This is a genomic window from Texas Phoenix palm phytoplasma (genome assembly GCF_005774685.2).
GTDB lineage: Bacteria > Bacillota_I > Bacilli_A > Acholeplasmatales > Acholeplasmataceae > Phytoplasma.
This window is the reverse complement of the sequence record NZ_VBRA02000009.1, coordinates 68,942-91,803: the sequence shown is the minus strand read 5'-3', so window position 1 is coordinate 91,803 and position 22,862 is coordinate 68,942. Positions and strand designations below refer to the sequence as shown.

Sequence of the window (22,862 nt, the reverse complement as noted above, 5' to 3'; positions counted from 1 at the left end):
TTAACTCCTTAAGTTTTATAAAAAAAAATTTCAGTCAATAATATTAAACAAATCCAACCCAAAAACTTTAAAACTTTCTTGTTTTAAATATTTCAAATCATATTCTTCATAAATAATATTTTTTTTGTAAATAGATAAATTTTCTTCATGTTCTAGAAAAGATAAATCAGAATCTTCAATTAAAGTCTTTTTGTTCAGACCAAATACATCTAAAGAGCCTGAAAATATTAAATTCCTTAATAATTCATTATCTAAAAATTTTTTACATCTAAATTTAAAATCATAAAAATTTTGAAATTTTTTCTTTTTTCTTTCTTGAACTATTAAAGAACAAATTTCTTCACTTAAATTTTTAATCAAAGTCAAAGGTAATAAGATTTTTCCTTCATAAAATTTGTATTCATGTTCGCTTTCTAAAATATTAGGAAGTAAAATGAATTTGCGTTTATATTTTAATTGAATTAATATCTTTTTGGTCTCTTGAATATCTTTTATATAATCATTCAATATAACTATAATAAAAATATTAAAATAATTAGACTTTAAATAAGCCATTCTATAGCTAATTAAAGAATAAGATGAACTATGACTTTTATTGAAAGTATAATTAGAAAATTTACATATAAAATCATAAATTTTATAAGATAATTCATAACTATGATTATTTAACATACTTTTACGAATAAATTCTTTTTTTAATGATTTTTTAACTAAATTTAAATTATCATAATCGCTTATTTTTTTCATAAAAATTTCTGATTCACCTAAACTATAACCAGCAAAAAAAATAGCTATTTGCATAATTTGCTCTTGATATAAAATGATACCATAAGTTTCTTCTAAAATAAAATCAATAGAAGAATGAATAAATTTTTGTTTTTTTAATTCTTTATTAAAACAATATTCATTTAAATAATTAATAGGTCCTGGCCTATTTAAAGCTAAAACGGCTATTAATTCTTTAAAATTCTGAGGTTTAATTTTTTGTAAAACCTTCTTTGCACTAAAAGACTCTAACTGAAAAATATAATCAGTGTCGCTATTTTTTAAAATTTTATAAGTTTCTTCATCAAATAAAGAAATTTGATTCCAAAAAACATTTTGTTTATTATTATTAATTTTATTTAAAATTTTATCAATTAAATTCAAACTTTTTAAAGTTAATAAATCAATTTTTAACAAACCTATTTTAGATAATTGTTTTACATCGAATTGCGTTTGATACAAAAAAGAAGAATTTATTATAGGGTTTTTCTGAATAGGGCAATATTCGAATAAATTCTTATCACTAATAACAATTCCTGCAGGATGAGTTCCTGTAAAATGAGGAATTCCTACAAATCGATTACTAATTTTATTTATATTATTTTTAATTTTTTTTAAAAAATTTAAATTTATTTTTCCTTTAAAATAATTCAAATTCCTAACAAAAGATTTGATAGTAAAAGTATTAAAAGTAACTATATTAGCTATAAAGTTTTCGCCATATTTTTTTAAAATATAATTCAAAATAAATTTTATTTTATTATCAGGAAAATCTAAATCAATATCTGGCATTTTTTTTCTTTGATTATTTAAAAAACGTTCAAATAATAAATTATGTTCTAAAGGATCTATTTCAGTAATTCCTAAACAAAAACATACTAAAGAACTAGAAGAAGAACCTCTTCCAGGACCTATTAAAACACTATTTTTCTTAGAATAAGAAACTAAATCATAAACTATCAAAAAATAATCTTGATATTCTATTTCTTCAATAATTTTTAATTCTTTGTCTATTCTATCTTTATATAATTCAAAATCAAAATTATTATTTTTTCTTTTTTCTAATAAAAAATCATAAGAAATTTCTTTTAATTTTTGAATAGCTTTTTTTTTATTATAATTTCTAAATTTAGGTAAAAAAAACTTAGAAGGAAAAATTTTTAAATATTTAACAGAATTTAAAAATTTTTTTAAATCTAAAAATAAATAACAATACTCTTGATTACTAAAATATTCATTATAATATTCTTCAATTTGTTTTTTATTCAAAAATTGATAACACCAATTTTCTAAATTAGTTGGGTTTGATATTTGTTTTAATTCTTCATCTTCTAAAAAATTATTTTTTGATAAATTATCATAATCGTTTGATAAATGAATCAATAATTCATAACACAATTCTTCATCTTTTTCTAAAAAATTAGTTTTATGTGTAGGAACAATTTGAATATTTAATTCTTTAATTAATGGTAAAAAATAATTATTTGATAAAAATTTTAACCATCTAGATTGTAATGATAATCCGAAAAAAAAATTATTAAGTTCTTTTTGCAATTTATAAAAAATTTTGTTTATAAATTTAAAATCTAATATATTAGATAAAACAAAATCTATATTAGATAAAACAAAAAAAAGACCTTCTTGAAAAGATTTTAATGTTTTTAAATCAATTATTTTATTATTTGAAGTTCTAATGATATTAGAAATTTGAATTAAATTATTAAGTCCGATATCATTCATTGCATAAATTAAAATACCAATATTTTTGTCTTGGGATAAAATTTCACTTAAATTAATTTTAATTTTTATACCTAATATAGGTTTTATTTTATATTTATTACATAATTCTAAAAAGTTAATCATTCCATATAAATTTTCATTATCACTTAAAGCTACAAAATCATATAAATTGTCTTTTGCTTTTTTTACTAGAGATTCTAAAGAATTCATACTGTTTAAAATACTATAATAACTTTGAAGATAAAAAACACCTGTCATTAAAAACCTCAACTCAAATATATTATTTTTTTAAATATACAAACAAAAACAAAATTTTATTTTTCATTTTTAAGTTTTTGTTATTATAGAAAATAATTATAAATATAAAAATAAAATAATTAATAAATTAACTTAATTAAAAAAAATATAGAAAATATTTTTTTTATATTTTATTACTATTTTTAAAATGAGGAAATAAAATAACATCTCTTATATTAGAAGTATTAGTCAATAACATAACTAATCGATCTATTCCTATTCCTAATCCTCCAGTAGGAGGCATTCCATATTCTAAAGCTTCTAAAAATTCTTTATCTAAATCTTCGGTTTCATCATTTCCTAATTGTTTTTGTAATAATTGGTCTTGAAAACGTTTTTTTTGTTCAATAGGATCATTTAATTCACTAAAAGCATTGACAAACTCTTTTCCTGATATAAATAATTCAAATCTATCAGAAAAAAAATTATTATTAATATTAACTTGAGATAAAGGACTAACTTCTATAGGAAAATTATAAATAAAAGTAGGTTGTATCAAAGTATGTTCTACGAATTTTTCAAAAAAAGCAATTATAATATGTCCTTTTTTATAAAAAGGTTTAAGTTCGATATCATTTTCAATTGCTAATTTTTTCCATTCTTCTATGTTTTTGTTTTGAGAAAAATCAATACCTGTTTTTTGATTAATAATTTCTATCATATCATATTTGTAAAATTTTTTAAAATTAATCATATTATTTTGATAATAAAATTCTAAAGTTCCTAAAATATTTTTACAAACATCCTTAAAAAATTCTTCTGTTAATTTCATAACTCCTTGCATATCTGAATACGATAAATAAGCTTCTAAAGTGGTAAATTCCGGATTATGAAAAGCATCAACACCTTCATTTCTAAAAACTCTACCAATTTCATAAATAGCATTCATTCCGCCTACAATTAGTTTTTTTAATGGAATTTCTGTAGCTATTCTTAAATAGAAATCAGATTCTAAAGCATTATGATATGTTTTAAAAGGTTTAGCAGCAGCTCCACCTAAAAAAGAATTTAAAATAGGAGTTTCAACTTCTAAAAAACCTCTTTCATCAAAAAATTTTCGTACAAATTTAATAATTTTACTACGCATAACGAAAATTTTTCTAATTTCAGAATTCATAATTAAACCAATATAACGTTTTTTTCGAATTATTTCTTTATTTTGTAATCCTTTAAATTTATCTGGTAGAGGCATTAAACTTTTACTTAAATGAATAAATTCAGAAACTTTAATAGTCAATTGATTAGTTTTAGTTTTAAATAAAAAACCATTAACTCCAATAATATCTCCCAAATCAGAATTTTGATAAATTTTAAAAGATTTTTCAGAAACTAAACTAGAATTTATATAAATTTGAATAGAATCATCAAATTCTTGTAATTGCAAAAAACCTGCTTTACCTTGAATTCTTTTTAAAATAATTCTGCCAGCTACGGAAACTAAAATTTTATTTTCTTCTAATTGAGAAAAACTAAAATTATTATATTTATTTAAAATATCTAAAATATTATTTTTTTTAATAAATTTATTATTAAAAGGTTCAATATTTAATTTTTTCAATTCTTCTATTTTTTTTAATCTAATATAATACTGTTCTATTTGATTTTCGTTATTTTTCATGTTTTTTTAAAAAACCTCTTAATTTGTTTCTTTAAAAAATAAATTAAATATAAATCTCTAAATATTTATATTTAAAAAATTTTATTATTTATCTTCTATTATAACATATATTATTAAAATGATTTTATTCTGTTGAAAGAATATATTTTTTAAAATATAAATAAAATCATAAACTTATTAAAAAAAATAAATAAAAAAAAGAATCTTGTTAAAAGATTCTATTGTTAAAAAATAACATTAATAAGCCATGTTCTGTACTTGTATTTTTTTATAAAAACAAGTGACGATCATTTATCTCTATTTTATTTCTAAAATAGCATAAAAATTAACTAAAAAAATATAAGGAAAAGTTAACTTTTACGTGCTCCTACCATTTTTTGGATTATTAGCTTGAGGGGTTTACCGCGTTTCACTTAATTATTTCTAATTAACTCGTCTCTGTGGCACTTTATTTTTTATATTTCATAAACTCATATAAATAAGTCTTTAGAATATAAAAAGCCGTTACTTAAAATTTAATTAAGTACTATAAGTTATTTTTTCCTTAAACACAAACATTACATGTTTTTCCTATTAACATGTGCTAAATCGAGATAGAATTAGACCGTTTTTCTCTTTACTAGATATTAATCTAAGCCCCTCACACCACCGAACAAGCAAGTTTCCAAGCATTCGGCGGTTAAAAAAGTTTTTTGCTAAAAACTTCTTTTTCCTCTTTCGCCTTGTAAAGGTTATTAACCTTTTCCTTGGTGAGTCAGTTAACTTCTTTCTTCCAAAAGAAGCTTTGAATTACTCACGACTACTATGATTCTGCTTTTTCCTTGCTTCCACAGACTATTCTGTGTTTTTTTTCAGAAAATAATTTTCTCTGAGAGAAGTTTAGGAAGATCGAAGTTACTCTAATTATCTACGCGACTCCTTTAGGTATGCAAACCTTTATATAATTTAATCTTCAATCTATATAACATTGAAAAATAAATAATTTCATTTCATTTATATAAAGGTAGGTTCGAAGTTAGGGTTAATACTAGCCCTATAATTTTTTTTAATAAAATTGATAATTTTGAAAACATCTATGTTAAATTTTCAAATAACTTCAATAAACAGTTACAATTCATTACTGTTCAGTAGTAAAATTACCCCGTTTATTGCATTTAGCCTTTTTTTAATAAAGGTTATCCGTGTAAGTCATTCTTCTTGCGAGATCTTATTGGATATGAATTTCTCCTCAATCCGCTTTTATTCTTTGCTGTAACTTTTTATTCTTTCGTTTAAAAAGCCAAGAATATGAAGGAACACATTATCATTATGTTCGTGATACGTTAAATCACTAATAATTAGGCATCATTTCGCGCCCCATGGACTTTCCTAAACTTAATTTATTATATCTTTATTTATAAAAAGAAAAAGAAAAAAATTAAACTTCGATCGTCTTATATTATTCTTTAACAAGTATATTCTAACAAATTTTTATAAAAAATAAAATATCTATAACTTTATAAAAATAATAAAAATATTTTTATTTTTCTTCTAAAGATTCTAAAGATAAAAACACTTTTCCTTTTTCACTGATTTTAATACATTTTGTTAATAATTTATTACCTTTTTGTATAAAATCTTCTATTTTTTTAAATTTAATTATATTATTCATTTTGGTAAAATGAATAAATCCTTCAACATTAGGAAAAATTGATACTATAACTCCAAATGATTTTCCAAATTTATCACTTAAAATTTTTAAAACAGTTACTCGATAAAATTCCCCTACTTTAACTTCTTTAACTAAATCTAAAATATAATCAACTGCTTTTTGAACCATTTCAATATTTTGATGCATAACTATAATTCTTCCATCTTGTTCAATATCGATTTTAACATTATCATAATTAGATATAATTTGAGAAATTATTTTTCCTCCTGAACCTATAACATCACGAATTTTATGAATAGGGATGTGAATAATTTTAACCTTAGGAGCATATAAAGATAAATCTTTCTTAGGTTTATCAATAATTTTGCTCATTTCTTTTAAAATTTCTATTCTACCTAATTTTGCTCTTTTTAAACATTCTTTTAAAATATCTATTTCTAAATATTTTATTTTAATATCCATCTGTAAAGCAGTAATTCCTTTTTCAGTACCAGAAACTTTTAAATCCATATCTCCTGTATGATCTTCTAATCCTTGAATATCGCTTAAAATAACATATTCTTTTGTTTCTTCATCAAAAAACAAACCCATAGCTATTCCTGCGACAGATTTTTTTAAAGGAACTCCAGCATCCATTAAAGCCATAGAAGTAGCGCAAATAGTAGCTTGAGAAGACGAACCATTAGATTCTAAAATTTCTGAAACAACTCTTATAGTGTATGGAAATTCATCTTCTGTTGGCAAAACACAAGATAAAGCTTTTTCTGCTAATATACCATGTCCAATTTCTCTTCTAGAAACCATCATATATCTTCCTATTTCTCCAACAGAAAAAGGGGGAAAATTATAATGAACAATAAAACGCTTTTGTTCTTCTTGAGTTAAATCATCAATTAACTTACTTTCCCTTAAAGTTCCTAAAGTAACGACAGATAAACTTTGTGTTTGTCCGCGAGTAAAAATGGCAGAACCATGAGCTCGAGGTAAAACTTTAATTTCGCTTTTTATATTTCTAATTTCATCTATTTTTCTACCATCTATTCTTAATTTATTTTTAATAATCATGTTTCTTATTTCTTTTTTAACTAAAGAATGAAAAATTTCTTCAATAAAAATAAAATATTTAGGATTTTTTTCTAAAAAAAATAAATTGGAATCTAATTCTTTTGAAATGTTATTGTTTTTAAAATTGTCTAAAATTTCTTTTTTCAGTTTTTCTATATTTAGATTTAATTCATTTTTACTAATTTTATCATTGTGACTTTGACGTAAAACATCTTTTATTCGAGAAATATATTTTTTTTCTATAAGTGAACTTAAGTTTTCTATATTAGAATCTTGCAAAGGAATGATAATTTTTTTTGGATTTATTTTTTCTTTAATTTTTTCTTGGAAAATACAAAGTTCTTGAATTTTTTTATGTCCTAACACCATAGCTTCTAATAAATCTGATTCAGATATTTCATTAGCAATAGCTTCTATCATGTTTAAACTATTTTTAGTACCAGATAATATTAATATAAAATCAGATTTTTCTTTTTGCTTCAAATCAGGATTAATAATAAATTTATCTTCAATTTTACCAATACAAATTCCTGCTACAGGTTCATTAAAAGGTATTTCTGAAAGAATCAAAGATAAAGAACTACCTAAAATAGCAAATATTTCATTATTACAATCATCATCACTACTCAAAACAGTATTAACTACCTGAATTTCTTGCCTAAAAGAATGAGAAAATAAAGGCCTTATAGTTCTATCAATTAGACGTGAATTTAAAATTTCTTGATCAGATAATTTACCTTCCCTTTTAGAAAAGCTACCAGGTATTTTTCCTACAGCATAAAGCTTTTCTTGATATATCACCATTAAAGGAAAATAATTTAATAAAGTTTCATTTTTTCCTAATACTGAAACACTTAAAATTACAGTATCTTTATACCTTACTAAAACATTTCCGCTAGATTGTTTAGCAAGTTTATTAATTTCTACTGTTAACAGATTATTTTCAAAAATAGTTTCAAAAAAATACGAATTCATTTAATTTTTCCTTTTCAATGTTGGTTTATATAAATAAACTTAATTTTTTTATTAAATATATTTTTTTAAAAAAAATTTCTTACAAAACTACTTTTAAAAATAAAATGTTAATTAAAAAATATTTTTAATTTTTAATAAAAATATTATGTTTTATAAAGTAAAAATATAAAAAAATGGCGCCTACACTAGGGATCGAACCTAGGACACTCTGGTTAACAGATCGGGATAGAATTACTGCGTTTTACCGTTCATAACGGTTATTTACAGGTAAGCCCCCCACACCACCGAACAGGCAAGTTTCCAAGCATTCGGCGGTTAAATTAATCGTTTTTTCATTTGGCTTTCTTTTATTAAATAAATAAATTTTTTATTTCACATTAAGATTTTTTTGTGAAAAAAGAAACTATTTTTTTTATTTATTAAAAAATAGAAAAAATTAAATATGAAAAAATTTTATTTAAAATTTATATTTAATATTCAATTATCAATATAAATTGATTATTTAATAAAAAATATCAAAATTTTAAATTAAAAACGATTAAAATTTCCTCTTTCGCCTTGTAAATGGTTTTCCCATTCTCTTTAGGAAGTCATTGTACTATTGCATTCCAACAATAGTTTTGAATATCTTCCGACTACTACGATTCTGCTTTTTCCTTGCTTCCAAGTTCACCTTGTTTAATATAACTATTTTAGTTTGTTATATGAAGTTTAGGAATATGAAAGTTACTTTAATACTTACCATTTGATTCTTAGGAAGGATGACCAATTTTATTTTTCATGATTTATCATGATTACGTTAATACCGTTTTGATTTGGCGGGTTCTGGATTTTTTTTGATAACACCGTAAGTAAACTGTCTATACTAACGACTTCCAGAATGAGAGATGTGTGTAGTTTTCTCTCAGTGTAGAGATTACCCCATTTTTTTTCCTTTAGCCCCGTTTCAGAGGTTGTCCATAAATCAATTCAATTTGCTGAGTCCCTAGACTAAACTACTTTGTCCGTTCTCAACTTTTATAATCTGCTTTAATTCTCTCTTCTTTCGTCGATAGAACCGATTATATATTGCCACAAATTATCATATTGTGTATGGTTGGTCAATCCACTTTGTATTAAGCCTCTTTTCCGCCCACAGTTGCTCTACCTATTGAGCTATTTTGGCAAATCAAAAAATATTTATATAAAAAATAATATGGATTTGTGGTAGAGGATGAGGGATTTGAACCCCCGACTTTCTGCTTGTAAGGCAGACGCTCTCCCACTGAGCTAATCCTCTGTCTGTAAAAATTCAAAATAAAAAATATAAAAATTTGTAAAAAATAAATAAATTATTTTTTTCAAAGTAAACCTTGGCAAAACTTATTTTCACTTTTATAAATAAAAACTATTTTCAGCGCGTAAGGGCTTAACTTCTGTATTCGGAATGGGAACAGGTGTTTCCCCTTAGCTAAATCACCAAGGTTCTTTCAAAACTAGATAAACAAACGTTTTTTACTCAAAAAATAAAGTCAATGGATCTATTAGTACTAGTCAGCTGAAAATATCACTATTCTTACACTTCTAGCCTATCAACCTGATAGTCTTTCAGGGTTCTCATAGGGAAATCTCATCTTAAGGGAGGCTTCACACTTAGATGCTTTCAGTGTTTATCCCTTCTATACATAGCTACTCAGCTGTGGCTCTGGCGAACCAACTGAAACACCAGAGGTATATCCATCCCGGTCTTCTCATACTAGGGACAGTTCCTTTCAAATTTCCAACGCCCACGACGGATAGAGACCGAACTGTCTCACGACGTTCTGAACCCAGCTCGCGTTCCGCTTTAATGGGCGAACAGCCCAACCCTTGGAACCTTCTCCAGCTCCAGGATGCGATGAGCCGACATCGAGGTGCCAAACCGCTTCGTCGCTGTGAACGCTCGGAAGCGATAAGCCTGTTATCCCCAGGGTAGCTTTTATCCGTTGAGTTACGGCCCTTCCATGCGGTACCGTAAGATCACTAAGTCCGACTTTCGTCCCTGCTCGACTTGTATGTCTCGCAGTCAAGCTCCTTTATGCCTTTACGCTCTCGAAATGATTTCCGACCATTTTGAAGGAACCTTATGAACGCCTCCGTTACTCTTTAGGAGGCGACCGCCCCAGTCAAACTGCCCACCAAACACTGTCCCTCACAATACACTTGTGTAGGTTAGAAGCTAAAAAACCCAAGAGTGGTATCCCAAAGGCGACTCCTTTAAAACTAGCGTTTTAAATTCATAGTCTCCCACTTATTCTGTACATGAGTTTTCCAAATTCAATATTAAGTTGCAGTAAAGCTCCATGGGGTCTTTTCGTCCTGTCGCGGGTAACCGGCATTTTCACCGGTAATTTGATTTCACCGAGACTCTTGTTGAGACAGCGCCCAAATCGTTATGCCTTTCGTGCGGGTCGGAATTTACCCGACAAGGAATTTCGCTACCTTAGGACCGTTATAGTTACGGCCGCCGTTCACTGGGACTTCAATTCAATGCTTTGGTTTCCCGAACATCTCCTTTTAATCTTCCAGCACCGGGCAGGCATCAGCCCCTATACATCACCTCACGGTTTAGCAGAGACCTATGTTTTTGATAAACAGTCGCTTGGGCCTATTATCTGCGGCTTTTACTTTTGAAATAAAAGCTCTCCTTATCCCTAAGTTACGGAGTCATTTTGCCGAGTTCCTTAACAAGAGTTTTCTCGCGCGTCTTAGTATACTCTACCTTCCCACCTGTGTCGGTTTACGGTACAGGTAAAAAAACAATTAACCCTAGAAGCTTTTCTTGAAAGTATGAAATCAGTCACTTTACCTTCAAACCTCATTTTTTGGAATAAGAAAACGGATTTGCCTATTTTCTCAAACTTGGTTCTTCTACCTTAATCCAATAAAAGGCGTGCTTATCCTTCTTTGTCCCTCCATCAGTTGTTTTTTTAGTGCAGGAATTTTAGCCTGCTTGCCATCGACTACGAATTTCTTCCTCATCTTAGGACCTGACTAACCCAGGGAGGACGAACCTGCCCCTGGAAACCTTGGGTTTTCGACGGATAGGATTCTCACCTATCTTTTCGTTACTTACACCGGCATTCTCACTTCTGATCTCTCCACCACTGCTTACGCTATGACTTCACTGAAATCAGAACGCTTCCCCTACCATATAAAATATTTTAATATTTTTATCCGTAGCTTCGGTATAATGTTTTAGCCCCGGTACATTTTCGGTGCAAAGTCATTTGACTAGTGAGCTATTACGCACTCTTTAAAAGATGGCTGCTTCTAAGCCAACTTCCTAGTTGTCTGAACATCTTCACTTCCTTTTCCACTTAACATTAATTTAGGGACCTTAGCTGACGGTCTGGGCTCTTTCCCTTTTGACTATGGACCTTATCACCCATAGTCTGACTGCTGATTTTATTTTAATGACATTCGGAGTTTAATTGAGGTCAGTATCCCGAGGTGGAACCATCACTCATTTAGTGCTCTACCTTCAAAAAAAATTATAATCAACGCTAGCCCTAAAGCTATTTCGGGGAGAACCAGCTATCTCTGAGTTCGATTGGAATTTCACCCCTAGCCACAAGTCATCCAAACACTTTTCAACGTGTCCTGGTTCGGTCCTCCATTTAGTTTTACCTAAACTTCAACCTGCTCATGGCTAGCTCACTTCAGTTTCGGGTCTATGACATACAACTAAACGCTCTATTAAAACTCGCTTTCGCTATGGCTACGTTCCTCAAAACTTAACCTTGCTCTATATCATAACTCGCCGGTTCATTCTGCAAAAGGCAAGCCATCACTCATTAACGAGCTCTGACTAATTGTAGGCATACAGTTTCAGGATCTATTTCACTCCCCTCCCGGGGTTCTTTTCACCTTTCCCTCACGGTACTAGTTCACTATCGGTCACTAAGGAGTATTTAGCCTTAGGAGATGGTCCTCCCATATTCCGACAAGATTTCTCGTGTCTCGCCGTACTTTTTGATACGCTAGATTTTAAATTACCTCTACAGGATTATAACCTTCTTTGATGTTTCTTTCCAAAAACTTCGAGTTTTTTAAAATTTTATAACTAGTAATTCGTATCAGGCTCTTCCGGTTTCGCTCGTCGCTACTACCAGAATCGTTGTTACTTTCTTTTCCTACAGTTACTTAGATATTTCAGTTCACTGCGTTCCCTTTTTTGACTTTAACATCAAAAAAACTATAAGTTTATTATAGTAGGTTTCCCCATTCGGAAATTCATGGATCTTCATTTATTTACAATTACCCATGACGTATCGCCGTTAATTGCGTCCTTCATCGGCTCTTAGTGCCAAGGCATCCACTGTACGCCCTTATTTTCTTCATTATTTTGAGAATTTACGTTGTTTATCTACTTTTCAAAGAACTTTTTTTTGATTTTCAGTTCATTTAGACTGGTGGGCCTAAATGGACTTGAACCACCGACCTCACGCTTATCAGGCGTGTGCTCTAACCAACTGAGCTATAGGCCCTTAAAAAATTAAATACTATAAGAATAATTAATGAAAAAGAAAAACTTATTTTTTTAAATTAATTTAAGTCTTTCAAAACTGAAGATGATGATTTTAAAAATTTCCTTAGAAAGGAGGTGATCCATCCCCACCTTCCGGTAGGGATACCTTGTTACGACTTAACCCCAATCATCGACCCTACCTTAGACGATTCCCTCTGCTTGCGCAGTTAGGCTATCGCTTTCGGGTATTGTCCACTTTCGTGGTTTGACGGGCGGTGTGTACAAACCCCGAGAACGTATTCACCGCGACATGCTGATTCGCGATTACTAGCGATTCCAACTTCATGAAGTCGAGTTGCAGACTTCAATCCGAACTAAGACTATTTTTTTGAGATTTGCCAAAAACTCGCGTTTAAGCTACTCTTTGTAATAGCCATTGTATCACGTTTGTAGCCCAGATCATAAGGGGCATGATGATTTGACGTAATCCCCACCTTCCTCCAATTTTTCATTGGCAGTCTCGCTAAAGTCCCCACCATAACGTGCTGGCAATTAACGACAGGGGTTGCGCTCGTTTTAGAACTTAACCTAACATCTCACGACACGAGCTGACGACAACCATGCACCACCTGTATCCCTGATAACCTCCACTATATTTCTATAGTTTTGCAGAGTATGTCAAGACCTGGTAAGGTTTTTCGTGTATCTTCGAATTAAACAACATGATCCACCGCTTGTGCGGGATCCCGTCAATTCCTTTAAGTTTCATACTTGCGTACGTACTACTCAGGCGGAGTACTTAATGTGTTAACTTCAGTACCGAGTTTAACCCCGACACTTAGTACTCATAGTTTACGGCGTGGACTACCAGGGTATCTAATCCTGTTTGCTCCCCACGCTTTCGTGCATCAGCGTCAGTAAAGACCCAGTAAGCCGCCTACGCCTCTGGTGTTCCTCCATATATTTACACATTTTACCGCTACACATGGAATTCCGCTTACCTCTATCTCACTCTAGTCAAACAGTTTCTCTAGCAGGACAACGTTAAGCGTTGAAATTAAACTAGAGACTTATTAAACCGCCTACGCACCCTTTACGCCCAATAATTCCGGATAACGCTCGCCCCCTATGTATTACCGCGGCTGCTGGCACATAGTTAGCCGGGGCTTATTCATTGAATAACGTCAAGATAGTTTTTCCACTATTGTTTCTTCTTCAATAAAAGAACTTTACATACCGAAGTACTTCGTCGTTCACGCGGCGTTGCTCGGTCAGAGTTTCCTCCATTGCCGAAAATTCCCTACTGCTGCCTCCCGTAGGAGTTTGGGCCGTGTCTCAGTCCCAATGTGGCTGTTCAACCTCTCAGTCCAGCTACACATCATCGTCTTGGTAGGCCATTACCCTACCAACTAACTAATGTGACGCAAGCCCCTCTTTAAGCATACCCTCCGAAGAAGGTCTTTTAAAAATAAAAAGATGCCTTTTTATTTCCTATCCAGCCTTAGCAACTGTTTCCAATTGTTATTCTCGTCTTAAAGGCAGGTTGCTTACGTGTTACTCACCCGTTCGCCACTAAAATCTAAAAGATTTCTCTAAAAGATTTCCGTTCGACTTGCATGTATTAAGCACGCCGCCAGCGTTCATCCTGAGCCAGGATCAAACTCTTAATTTTAATAATAAAGTTTTAAATTAAAATTAAATAACATTTAGTAATTAATTTTAATGAAATACATTTTTTTATATGTAATACTTTTGCAAAAAAGTATTTTAAATTTTTTTAATTAAAAAAATCATCTTCAGTTTTCAAAGAATTAAAATTAAGATAAAAAAATTTCTTAACTTCAACAAATTTTATAATTATAAAATGGTGAAGGGGGGTGGATTCGAACCACCGTACCTTACGGAGCAGTTTTACAGACTGATGCGTTTAGCCACTTCGCTACCCCTCCTAAAACATTAAAATTATAAAAAACAAAATCAAAAAAATATAAATATTTGATTTTTAATTTTTCTACTTTAGTTAAAAAAAAATAACTAACACAATAAAAAAATTATTTTCATACAAAATCAAACTCTTACTAATCTAGTTTAACATATTTATATAAAAAAAATTAAATTATATTAAATTTTTTTTATTTTTTTTTAAAAAAATAAATATTAAAAAAATTATAAAAATTTTAAACAAAAATAAATAAATTATTTTTCATATTTGAAAAATAATTATATTTATTTTTTTAAATTTAATTTTTAACTATTAAAAAACTTTTTTTAAAGAATAATATTTTTTTTTCATTATTTTACGATTAACTATTGTTTGAAATAAAGTATAAATATTACCAACTATCCAATATACAGATAAAGATGAATCTTTAAATGATGCTAATGTCATCAAAATAATCATGAAATAACTAATTAATTTCATAGTTTTTTCCTGTTTATTTTTGTTCAATTCTTGTTCAGCAGTTAAAATTTTATTACTTTTCTTTAAAAAATCTGATTTTTGAAAACTAACATAATTTAAAACAAACATAGTAATACCAACAAATAAAGATAAAAAAATCTTAGTATAAATACTATTATTAGTAGAAAATTCATCAAGATATATAAAATTTAAAAATGGCTTAGAAGTGTATAGTTTAAAAATACCTCCAGGAACACGAAAACGATTTAATGTTCTTAACATAGCAATAAAAATAGGCATTTGCAAAAAAGACACAAAAACCCCAAATATATTAAAATTATATTTCCTATAAATTTTAAAAATATCTGCTTGCATTTTCTGTATCGATTCAGGATCCTTTTTTAAAGAATATTTTTCTTGAATTTTATCAATTTCAGGCTGCATCAAACTCATATTTAAAGAAAAAGTACTAGTTTTAGTATAAATAGGCCAAGATAAAGTTCTAATAAGAATAGTAGTCAAAATTATACCTAAACCTAAATTTCCAAAAAAAATACCTTCGGAACTTGAAAATATTGTAGAAAAAAAAGACAAAAAGAATCCAATAAAAACAATTAAAACATTCCAAATATAACCCCATCCAAAACCATAATTCCATTTAATTTTAGAAGACCATTGAATAGGTAAATTTTCTTCATCATCTATAAAAACTTTCAAAAATAATTTTTCATCACTATTTTTTTCTTTTAAGAATAAAAAATTAACATTTTGATCTGTTTTTTTTTCTCTTATTAATTCATTATACTTATAATTCGGAACTTCTTGTTTATCTTCGATATTAGAGAAAATAGACAAAGAATTAAAATTTTTATCTTCAATTGTTTTAAATTTATTTACATTTTCTCCATTTTCAATGGTTCTAGAAACTTTAACTTTAGATATATTAAAAAGAGAATTATTATTATTATATTTTAATTCTTGAATATATTGTCTATTAGTTCCTATTTTTATCTTAAAAAATTCTTTAACTTTATTTAATTTATCTTTTGAACTTAATAAAAAATCATTTCCTTTAAAAGAAAAATAATATTCTTGACCATTCAAAATAGAATTTAAATTAGCAAAAAAATGTAAAACAATATGATTTTTTTCATCTAAAGTTAAATCATCCAAATAATCACTTGTTATATGTTGAATTCTAATATCTTTAGTCTTACTATTTATATCAAATTTAAATATACTTAAATATTTTTGATATTCTTCTAAAATATATTTTTGAACATCAATTTTTTCTTTATTATTTGAAATTATTGTAGAAGCATCAATTAATTCTTTTAATTTTACAGAATCCAATTTATCATTAAAAACAATTTTAAATTCTTCATTAATCCATTCATTATGATTTTCTGTTTTAACAGTAAACATCTTAGTAATAGATATTAAAATAAAAGTTAAAAAGAAAATAAATAAAAATTTTTTAAAAAAATGTATAACCATATTATTTTTCATATTTTATATATTTAGTCCTTAATTTGAAGATTAATTAAAAAAGATTTTTTTAATAAAAATAAAACATTTTTTTTCAAATTTAAAAAATTCAATTGCTTAGCTACAGGTTTAATAACAATAACAAAAGAAATATTTTTTTTTATAAAAGAAGAATTTTCATGAATAATCATTCTTAAACGTCTTTTAATTAAATTTCTTTCATGTGATTTGCCATATTTTTTGCCAATACTCAAGGCAAATCTAAAATAATCTAAATCAGTATCAACAACATAATATAATAAAAAAAAATAATTTCTCACACATTTGTTAAATTTAAAAATAAAATTTATTTCTTTTTTTTTCTTTAAAATAAACTTTCTTTTCATTTTGAAAATAATACCTTTTTTTAAAATTGCCTAATTATAAATTATAAAAAATATAAAAAATTTTTAAAAAAATAATTAAATAAATTTTAAATTATTTTTTTAATTAAATAAATTTAAGAAAAAATTTTTTATTTTTATAAAAAAAATTATTTAGCATAAAAAAATAAAAAAGAAAGAAAAAGATAAAAAATAATTAATTTTAAAAAAATTAATTGAAAAATTAAAATTTTTAAACAGTTAACTTAACTCTACCTTTTCTTCTTCTAGAAGATAAAACATTACGACCGCCTTGAGTAGAAATTCTATTTCTAAAACCATGAGTTCTTTTTCTTTTTATTTTACTTGGTTGATATGTTCTTTTCATAAATATAAACCTCTTTTCATAATAATTAATATAAATATAAATAAAATTTAATTTTTTAATTAAACAAAATCTCTTCTACTTTTTTATCATCTAATTTTTGCACTAATAAAAGTAATAATTTTATAGTATTGTCAATATCTTTTTTATGAACAATAGAAGCATGAGAATGAATATAACGAGTTGGAACACTAACAACAATAGAAGCAGCTCCTTCGTTTTGAAGATGAATAGCAGAAGCATCTGTTTGACCACCTGTAGGAATTGGTTCTTGAAAAGGAATATTATTTTCTTTAGCTAATTGAATAACAAAATTTCTTAATCCTTTATGAGCTACTAAACCAGAATCATAAATAGATAATTGCGGGCCTTTACCTAATACTCTTTCAGAAACATTTTTATCTCCAGGAACATCATCAGCAACGCTAGTATCTACAGCTATTGCTATAGATGGTTTTATTTTATTAGCACTTGTAATTGCTCCTCTTAATCCTACTTCTTCTTGAACTGTAAAAGAACCAATAAAAATATTAGGATTATTATCTAATAATTTTAATAATTCTAAAACTATTAGAACACCAACCCTATTATCTATGGCTTTAGATAACAAAAAATCAGAATTCCCTAAAGTTCTAAATTCAGTATAAGGAGTAACCATGTCTCCTATTCGTACACCTAATTTTTCAGCTTCTTTTTTATCATTTACTCCTAAATCTAAAAATAGATTTTTAATATCAGGATTTTGTTTTCTCTCAGAAATAGATAAATTATGCGGAGGTTTAGCGCCTGTTACAGCAAATAAAACACCTTTGTTAGTATGAATTTGCCATAACTGAGCTAACATTACTATACTCATCCAACCGCCTAAAGTTTGAAATTTAGCAAAACCTTCTGGTGTTATTTCAGTTATAATCAATCATCGAGATAGAATTAGACCGTTTTTCTATTTACTAGATATTAATCTAAGCCCCTCACACCACCGAACAAGCAAGTTTCCAAGCATTCGGCGGTTAAACAAGTTTTTTTAAAAACTTGTTTTTCCTCTTTCGCCTTGTAAAGGTTATTATCCTTTGCCTTGGTGAGTCAGTCCACTTCTTTCTTCCAAAAGAAGCTTTGAATTTTTCACGACTACTATGATTCTGCTTTTTCCTTGCTTCCACAGTCTGTTCTGTGTTTTTTTTCAGAGAATGCTTTTCTCTAAGAGAAGTTTAGGAAGATCGAAGTTACTCTAATTATCTACGCGACTCATTTAGGTATGCAGACCTTTATAATTAATTCCTCAATCTATATAACATTGAAGAAAAAATTTTTCTAAAAAGGTAGGTTCAAAGTTAGGTTAGATAACCCTATGATGTTTTTTTATCAAAAAACTGATAATTTTGAAAACCAAATATTAAATTTTCAAATAACTTTGTTTAACAGTTACAATTCATTTCTGTTAAGTTGAATAATTACTCCGTTTGTTGCATTTAGCCTTTTTTTATAAAGGTTATCCTTGTGAGTCATTCTTCTTGCGTAATCTTATTGGATATGAATTTCTCCTCAACCCGCTTTTATTCTTTGCTGTAACTTTCGATTCTTTCGTTTCAAAAGCCAAGAACACGAAGGAACACATTATCATTATGTTCGTGATGCGTTAAATCACTAATAATTAAGAATCATTTCACGCCCCTATTTCATCCATATGACTTGCTAACATAATTTTAGGTCCTTTATTACCTTTAAAAACATTTATACTTCCTAAGTTATCATATTCAATTTTATCTACAGTTTTTTCAATATTTTCCTTAATAAAATTACGAACTGAACTTTCTTGCCCAGGCACAGCATTTAACATTGTTAATTTTTTAAATTTTTTTATTAAATCAGACATTTTAGAACTCCTTCTTTTTTTATTTTTTATTATTTTTTATTATTTAAAATTTTTATTTTTTTCAAATTTATTTATTTCCTTCAAAACAATTATTTTTTTAAAAAATATAAATAAATAAAAATAAAAACAACAAAAAAATAAAGCAGATAAAACATTCAATATGACATTGTTAATATCAACATTTCTACCTAAAAGATAAAAACTTATACTTAATAAAGCTATATATAAAATAAATTGAAAAGATAAAGGAAAAAAATCATTTTTTTCAAAATAAGATATATAAAGTTGAATTATACTATGTACAATTAATATATAATAAACCATATCGCTAAAAGAAAATATAATTTTAAGATATTTATTTTCTAAAAAAGAATGAATAATAAAACCAAAAGAAATTAAAATAAGAAAAATGTTTTCAAAAAGAAATAAAAATTTCATAAATCCTAAATTTCTTTTAAAATTGGTAAAAACCAAAAAATAATTAATCAAAATTATAAAAATTCCTAAAAGAAGATTATATATTTGAAAAGGTCCAATTTTAAAAATTTTTGGATAAAAACATGATAAACCAGCTAACAAAAAAAACAAACTCTTTGCAAAAAATAAAACTAATTCTTTTTGAATAATTTTTTTCACTTTTTAATATTAATATTCCTTTCAAAAAAATAAAGATAAATAAATTATTTTTTCAACAATTTTTTAAAAGAAAAAATTATCTTAATTAACATTAGCATAAAAAATAATCAGTAAATATTAATAAACAAAAAATTACATTACATTATATATTTTTTTAAATTTTTTTTATTTTATATTCTGTTGCAAAACATTAATTAATTCTGTTTTTTTTAATTTAGAATAATTTTTAATATTATATTTTAAAGCTAATTTTCTTAAATCAACTAATAAAAACTTCTTTAAATCAATTTTTTTCTTATCTGAATTAGAAAAATTTTTCACTTCATCAGAAGTAGATAAAATTTCATTTGAATTTTTATCTTTATATTTTTCTAAATTTTTTTTAGATAAATTAATATATTCATCAAATAATAATGACTTATTATAAACAAGATCTGATAACATTTTACGATTAATTTTTACTTTTGATAAAGAAAGGCCATGAATAAATTTGGAATAACTAATACCATTATTTAGGCAACCAGCATTAATTCTTGTAATCCATAATCTTCTAAATTGTCTTTTTCTTTGTTTTCTACCTATATAAGAGTATTGTAAAGAACGCATAACTTGTTCATTAGCTGTTTTATAAATAGTACTTTTAGAACCAAAGTAGCCTTTAGCTAATTTTAATATTTTCTTACGACGTTTATGCCTTGCATTTGTAAAATTTATTTTTACCATACTTAAAACTCTACTTTCATTATTTTTTTCTCATTCTGATTAATTATATCAAAAATAAGATTAAATAAGATGTTTTATTCTTTTAATATCGGAAATATGTACACCTATAACTTTCCTTAATTGTCTGTTTTGCTTTGTAGTTTTAGAACCTGCTAAATGATTTTTATAAGCATGTCTTCTTAAAAATTTTCCTGTGCCAGTTTTTTTTATTCTTTTATGTAAACCTTTGTGAACTTTTTTCTTTATTTTTAACATAAACGATTGATAATAACCTGCCTTCTTTTTATAAATTATTATAAAGTAAAAATGCATAATATATGAAAAATAAATAATAATTTTAATTAATAAAAAAATAAAAATAAATTAATAAAAATCTCATAAACAAAATTATCTATTAAAATATTATTATTGATTAGAAAAAATTAGAAAATAAGATATAAAAAAATAAAAACTTTTTTTATTTAAAAACTCATTTTTTAAAAAAATTAATATTAAAATTTTATTTTTAATTTTAAAATCTGATATTTAAAAATTTATTTATTATCAATATTTTTATTAATTTTGTTTTTTAACTTTAAAATAGTTGTCATTTGATTGCCTTCCATTTTAGGAAAAACATCTACAAACAAAACTTCCTTTAATAATTCATTAGAAAAAATTTTTTGAATGATTTCATCACCTAATTTTTTATGATTAATAATCATTCTTCCTTTGAAACGAATCATAATTTTAACCTTGTATTTTTGTTTTAAAAAACTATATATTTGTTTTATTTTACATTTTAAATCATTATTATCTATATTAGGGTTAAGACGAATTTCTTTTAATGTTCTTATATGTTGTTTTTTCTTAATTTCTTTTAATTTTTTTTGTTGCTTATAACGAAATTGAGAATAATTCATCAAACGAACAACTTTAGGACTAGAATCAGAATTAATCATAACAATGTCTGTTTCTTTTTCTTCAGAAAGTTTAATTATTTTATTTTTTTCTAAAATTCCTATTTTTTTTCCTTCTTCGTCAATTACTAAATCGAGATAGAATTAGACCGTTTTTCTATTTACTAGATATTAATCTAAGCCCCTCACACCACCGAACAAGCAAGTTTCCAAGCATTCGGCGGTTAAAAAAGTTTTTTTTCTAAAAACTTCTTTTTCCTCTTTCGCCTTGTAAAGGTTGTTGGCCTTTTCCTTGGTGAGTCAGTTCACTTCTTTTTTCCACAAGAAGCTTTGAATTTCTCACGACTACTATGATTCTGCTTTTTCCTTGTTTCCACAGACTTATTCTGTGTTTTTCTTAAGAGAATTTTTTTCTCTAAGAGAAATTTAGGAAGATCGAAGTTACTCTAATTATCTACGCGACTCATTTAGGTATGCAGACCTTTTTTATAATTTATTCTTCCATCTATATAACATCGAAGAATAAGTTTATTTATTATTTATAAAAAGGTAGGTTCAAAGTTAGGTTAACTAAACCTATGGATATTTTATTTTTTTTTAATAAAATTGATAATTTTTGAAAAACAAATATTAAATTTTTCAAATAACTTTGATGAACAGTTACAATTCATTTCCGTTCAGTATTATAAAATTACCCCGTTTATTGCATTTAGCCTTTTTTCATAAAGGTTATCCATATGAATCATTCTTCTGGCGTGATCTTATTGGATATGAATTTCTCCTCAATCCGCTTTTATTCTTTGCTGTAACTTTTGATTCTTTCGTTTCAAAAGCCAAGAATCTGAAGGAACACATTATCATGATGTTCGTGATGCGTGAAATCACTGATAATTAGGCATCATTTCGCGCCCATATTCACCTTTAGGAATATTTTCATTATATAAAATTAATTTTGAATCTTTGTTAATTTTCTTTTGCTTAATAATTAAAAAACTCCTTTTTAATCAAAAAATTTTGTTAAATATAAAAAAATAAAATATAAAAAACATAATATTTCATAATAATAAAAATAAAAAAATATTCAAGAATAATAAATAACATATAATAATAATCTTAAAAAATCATGATATTTTTATTCTGAATAAATATAGAATATATTATATGAAAGTATACTATGTACTATGTAAACTATATAAAATTTAAATAAGAAAAAATAACTTCTCTTTTATAAAAAAAAAGAATATATAAAAAAAAAAGTTTATAACGTATATATTATAAAGTATATAAATAAACATAATATTATTTTAATATATTTACTTTAATAAAACAATATAGTATCTTTTTATTTTATATAAATTTTATATAATAAAGTTTAATAATTATTTTTTATTCATTAAATATAAACCACAAAAATACTTTAAAAAGTGTGTCAAAAATTATCAAAAATAAAAATATTTTTATAAAAATTATATTCATATATGATGAATTTTATGAA

The 22,862-nt window shown here is 26.1% G+C and carries 12 protein-coding genes, 3 tRNA genes, 3 rRNA genes, 1 other RNA gene and 1 pseudogene; all 20 read right to left on the bottom strand.

Features of this window, described 5'->3' with window-relative positions; all coding sequences use genetic code 11:
- Nucleotides 1-30: 30 nt before the first annotated feature.
- The 20 genes and pseudogenes from FEF22_RS01565 to infC all read right to left on the bottom strand — a co-directional run bounded on the left by FEF22_RS01565 (nt 31) and on the right by infC (nt 21,493).
- Nucleotides 31-2,763: a PHP domain-containing protein gene (locus tag FEF22_RS01565; protein WP_138108032.1), complete on the bottom strand. Its 2,733-nt coding sequence runs from the start codon at nt 2,761-2,763 to the stop codon at nt 31-33.
- Between the two features lie 163 nt (nt 2,764-2,926).
- Nucleotides 2,927-4,420 (bottom strand): lysine--tRNA ligase, encoded by a 1,494-nt coding sequence (gene lysS, locus FEF22_RS01560; RefSeq protein ID WP_138108031.1) that lies wholly within the window; start codon nt 4,418-4,420, stop codon nt 2,927-2,929.
- A gap of 236 nt (nt 4,421-4,656) precedes the next feature.
- Nucleotides 4,657-5,036: RNase P RNA component class B (gene rnpB, locus FEF22_RS01555), an RNA gene on the bottom strand.
- Nucleotides 5,037-5,939: 903 nt separating this feature from the next.
- Nucleotides 5,940-8,111: a polyribonucleotide nucleotidyltransferase gene (locus tag FEF22_RS01550; RefSeq protein WP_138108030.1), complete on the bottom strand. Its 2,172-nt coding sequence runs from the start codon at nt 8,109-8,111 to the stop codon at nt 5,940-5,942.
- A gap of 1,204 nt (nt 8,112-9,315) precedes the next feature.
- Nucleotides 9,316-9,390 (bottom strand) — tRNA-Val (locus FEF22_RS01545).
- 70 nt (nt 9,391-9,460) lie between these two features.
- Nucleotides 9,461-9,575, bottom strand: a 5S ribosomal RNA gene (gene rrf / locus FEF22_RS01540).
- A 38-nt stretch (nt 9,576-9,613) separates the two neighbouring features.
- A 23S ribosomal RNA gene (locus tag FEF22_RS01535) occupies nt 9,614-12,474 on the bottom strand.
- 68 nt (nt 12,475-12,542) lie between these two features.
- Nucleotides 12,543-12,619: transfer RNA gene (locus tag FEF22_RS01530), tRNA-Ile, on the bottom strand.
- A 109-nt stretch (nt 12,620-12,728) separates the two neighbouring features.
- Nucleotides 12,729-14,272 (bottom strand): 16S ribosomal RNA (locus tag FEF22_RS01525).
- Together the 16S, 23S and 5S rRNA genes with 3 tRNA genes alongside form the textbook arrangement of a ribosomal RNA operon.
- Nucleotides 14,273-14,465: 193 nt before the next feature.
- Nucleotides 14,466-14,549 (bottom strand) — tRNA-Tyr (locus FEF22_RS01520).
- A 305-nt stretch (nt 14,550-14,854) separates the two neighbouring features.
- Nucleotides 14,855-16,510, bottom strand: a complete 1,656-nt coding sequence (locus FEF22_RS01515) for a YidC/Oxa1 family membrane protein insertase (protein WP_138108029.1) — start codon at nt 16,508-16,510, stop codon at nt 14,855-14,857.
- Between the two features lie 11 nt (nt 16,511-16,521).
- Nucleotides 16,522-16,875 carry a ribonuclease P protein component gene (rnpA, locus tag FEF22_RS01510; protein WP_138108028.1) on the bottom strand — a complete coding sequence of 118 codons (354 nt, stop codon included), beginning with the start codon at nt 16,873-16,875 and terminating at the stop codon, nt 16,522-16,524.
- Nucleotides 16,876-17,104: 229 nt separating this feature from the next.
- Entirely contained in the window at nt 17,105-17,239 is a 135-nt protein-coding gene (rpmH, locus tag FEF22_RS01505; RefSeq protein ID WP_138108027.1) for a 50S ribosomal protein L34, read from the bottom strand.
- Between the two features lie 55 nt (nt 17,240-17,294).
- Nucleotides 17,295-18,152 carry a M42 family metallopeptidase gene (locus tag FEF22_RS01500; RefSeq protein WP_138108026.1) on the bottom strand — a complete coding sequence of 286 codons (858 nt, stop codon included), beginning with the start codon at nt 18,150-18,152 and terminating at the stop codon, nt 17,295-17,297.
- Nucleotides 18,153-18,899: 747 nt separating this feature from the next.
- A complete protein-coding gene (locus FEF22_RS01495; protein WP_138108025.1) occupies nt 18,900-19,109 on the bottom strand; it encodes a hypothetical protein in 210 nt (69 codons plus the stop codon).
- A gap of 39 nt (nt 19,110-19,148) precedes the next feature.
- Nucleotides 19,149-19,745 (bottom strand): hypothetical protein, encoded by a 597-nt coding sequence (locus FEF22_RS01490; protein ID WP_138108024.1) that lies wholly within the window; start codon nt 19,743-19,745, stop codon nt 19,149-19,151.
- 165 nt (nt 19,746-19,910) lie between these two features.
- Entirely contained in the window at nt 19,911-20,066 is a 156-nt protein-coding gene (locus FEF22_RS02285) for a Rho termination factor N-terminal domain-containing protein (protein ID WP_308699410.1), read from the bottom strand.
- 33 nt (nt 20,067-20,099) lie between these two features.
- Nucleotides 20,100-20,468, bottom strand: a pseudogene (rplT, locus tag FEF22_RS02270) (50S ribosomal protein L20); the annotation flags it as partial.
- Between the two features lie 60 nt (nt 20,469-20,528).
- A complete protein-coding gene (gene rpmI, locus FEF22_RS01480) occupies nt 20,529-20,723 on the bottom strand; it encodes a 50S ribosomal protein L35 (RefSeq protein WP_138108022.1) in 195 nt (64 codons plus the stop codon).
- 278 nt (nt 20,724-21,001) lie between these two features.
- Nucleotides 21,002-21,493: a translation initiation factor IF-3 gene (infC, locus tag FEF22_RS01475; RefSeq protein ID WP_138108021.1), complete on the bottom strand. Its 492-nt coding sequence runs from the start codon at nt 21,491-21,493 to the stop codon at nt 21,002-21,004.
- Nucleotides 21,494-22,862: the final 1,369 nt, after the last annotated feature.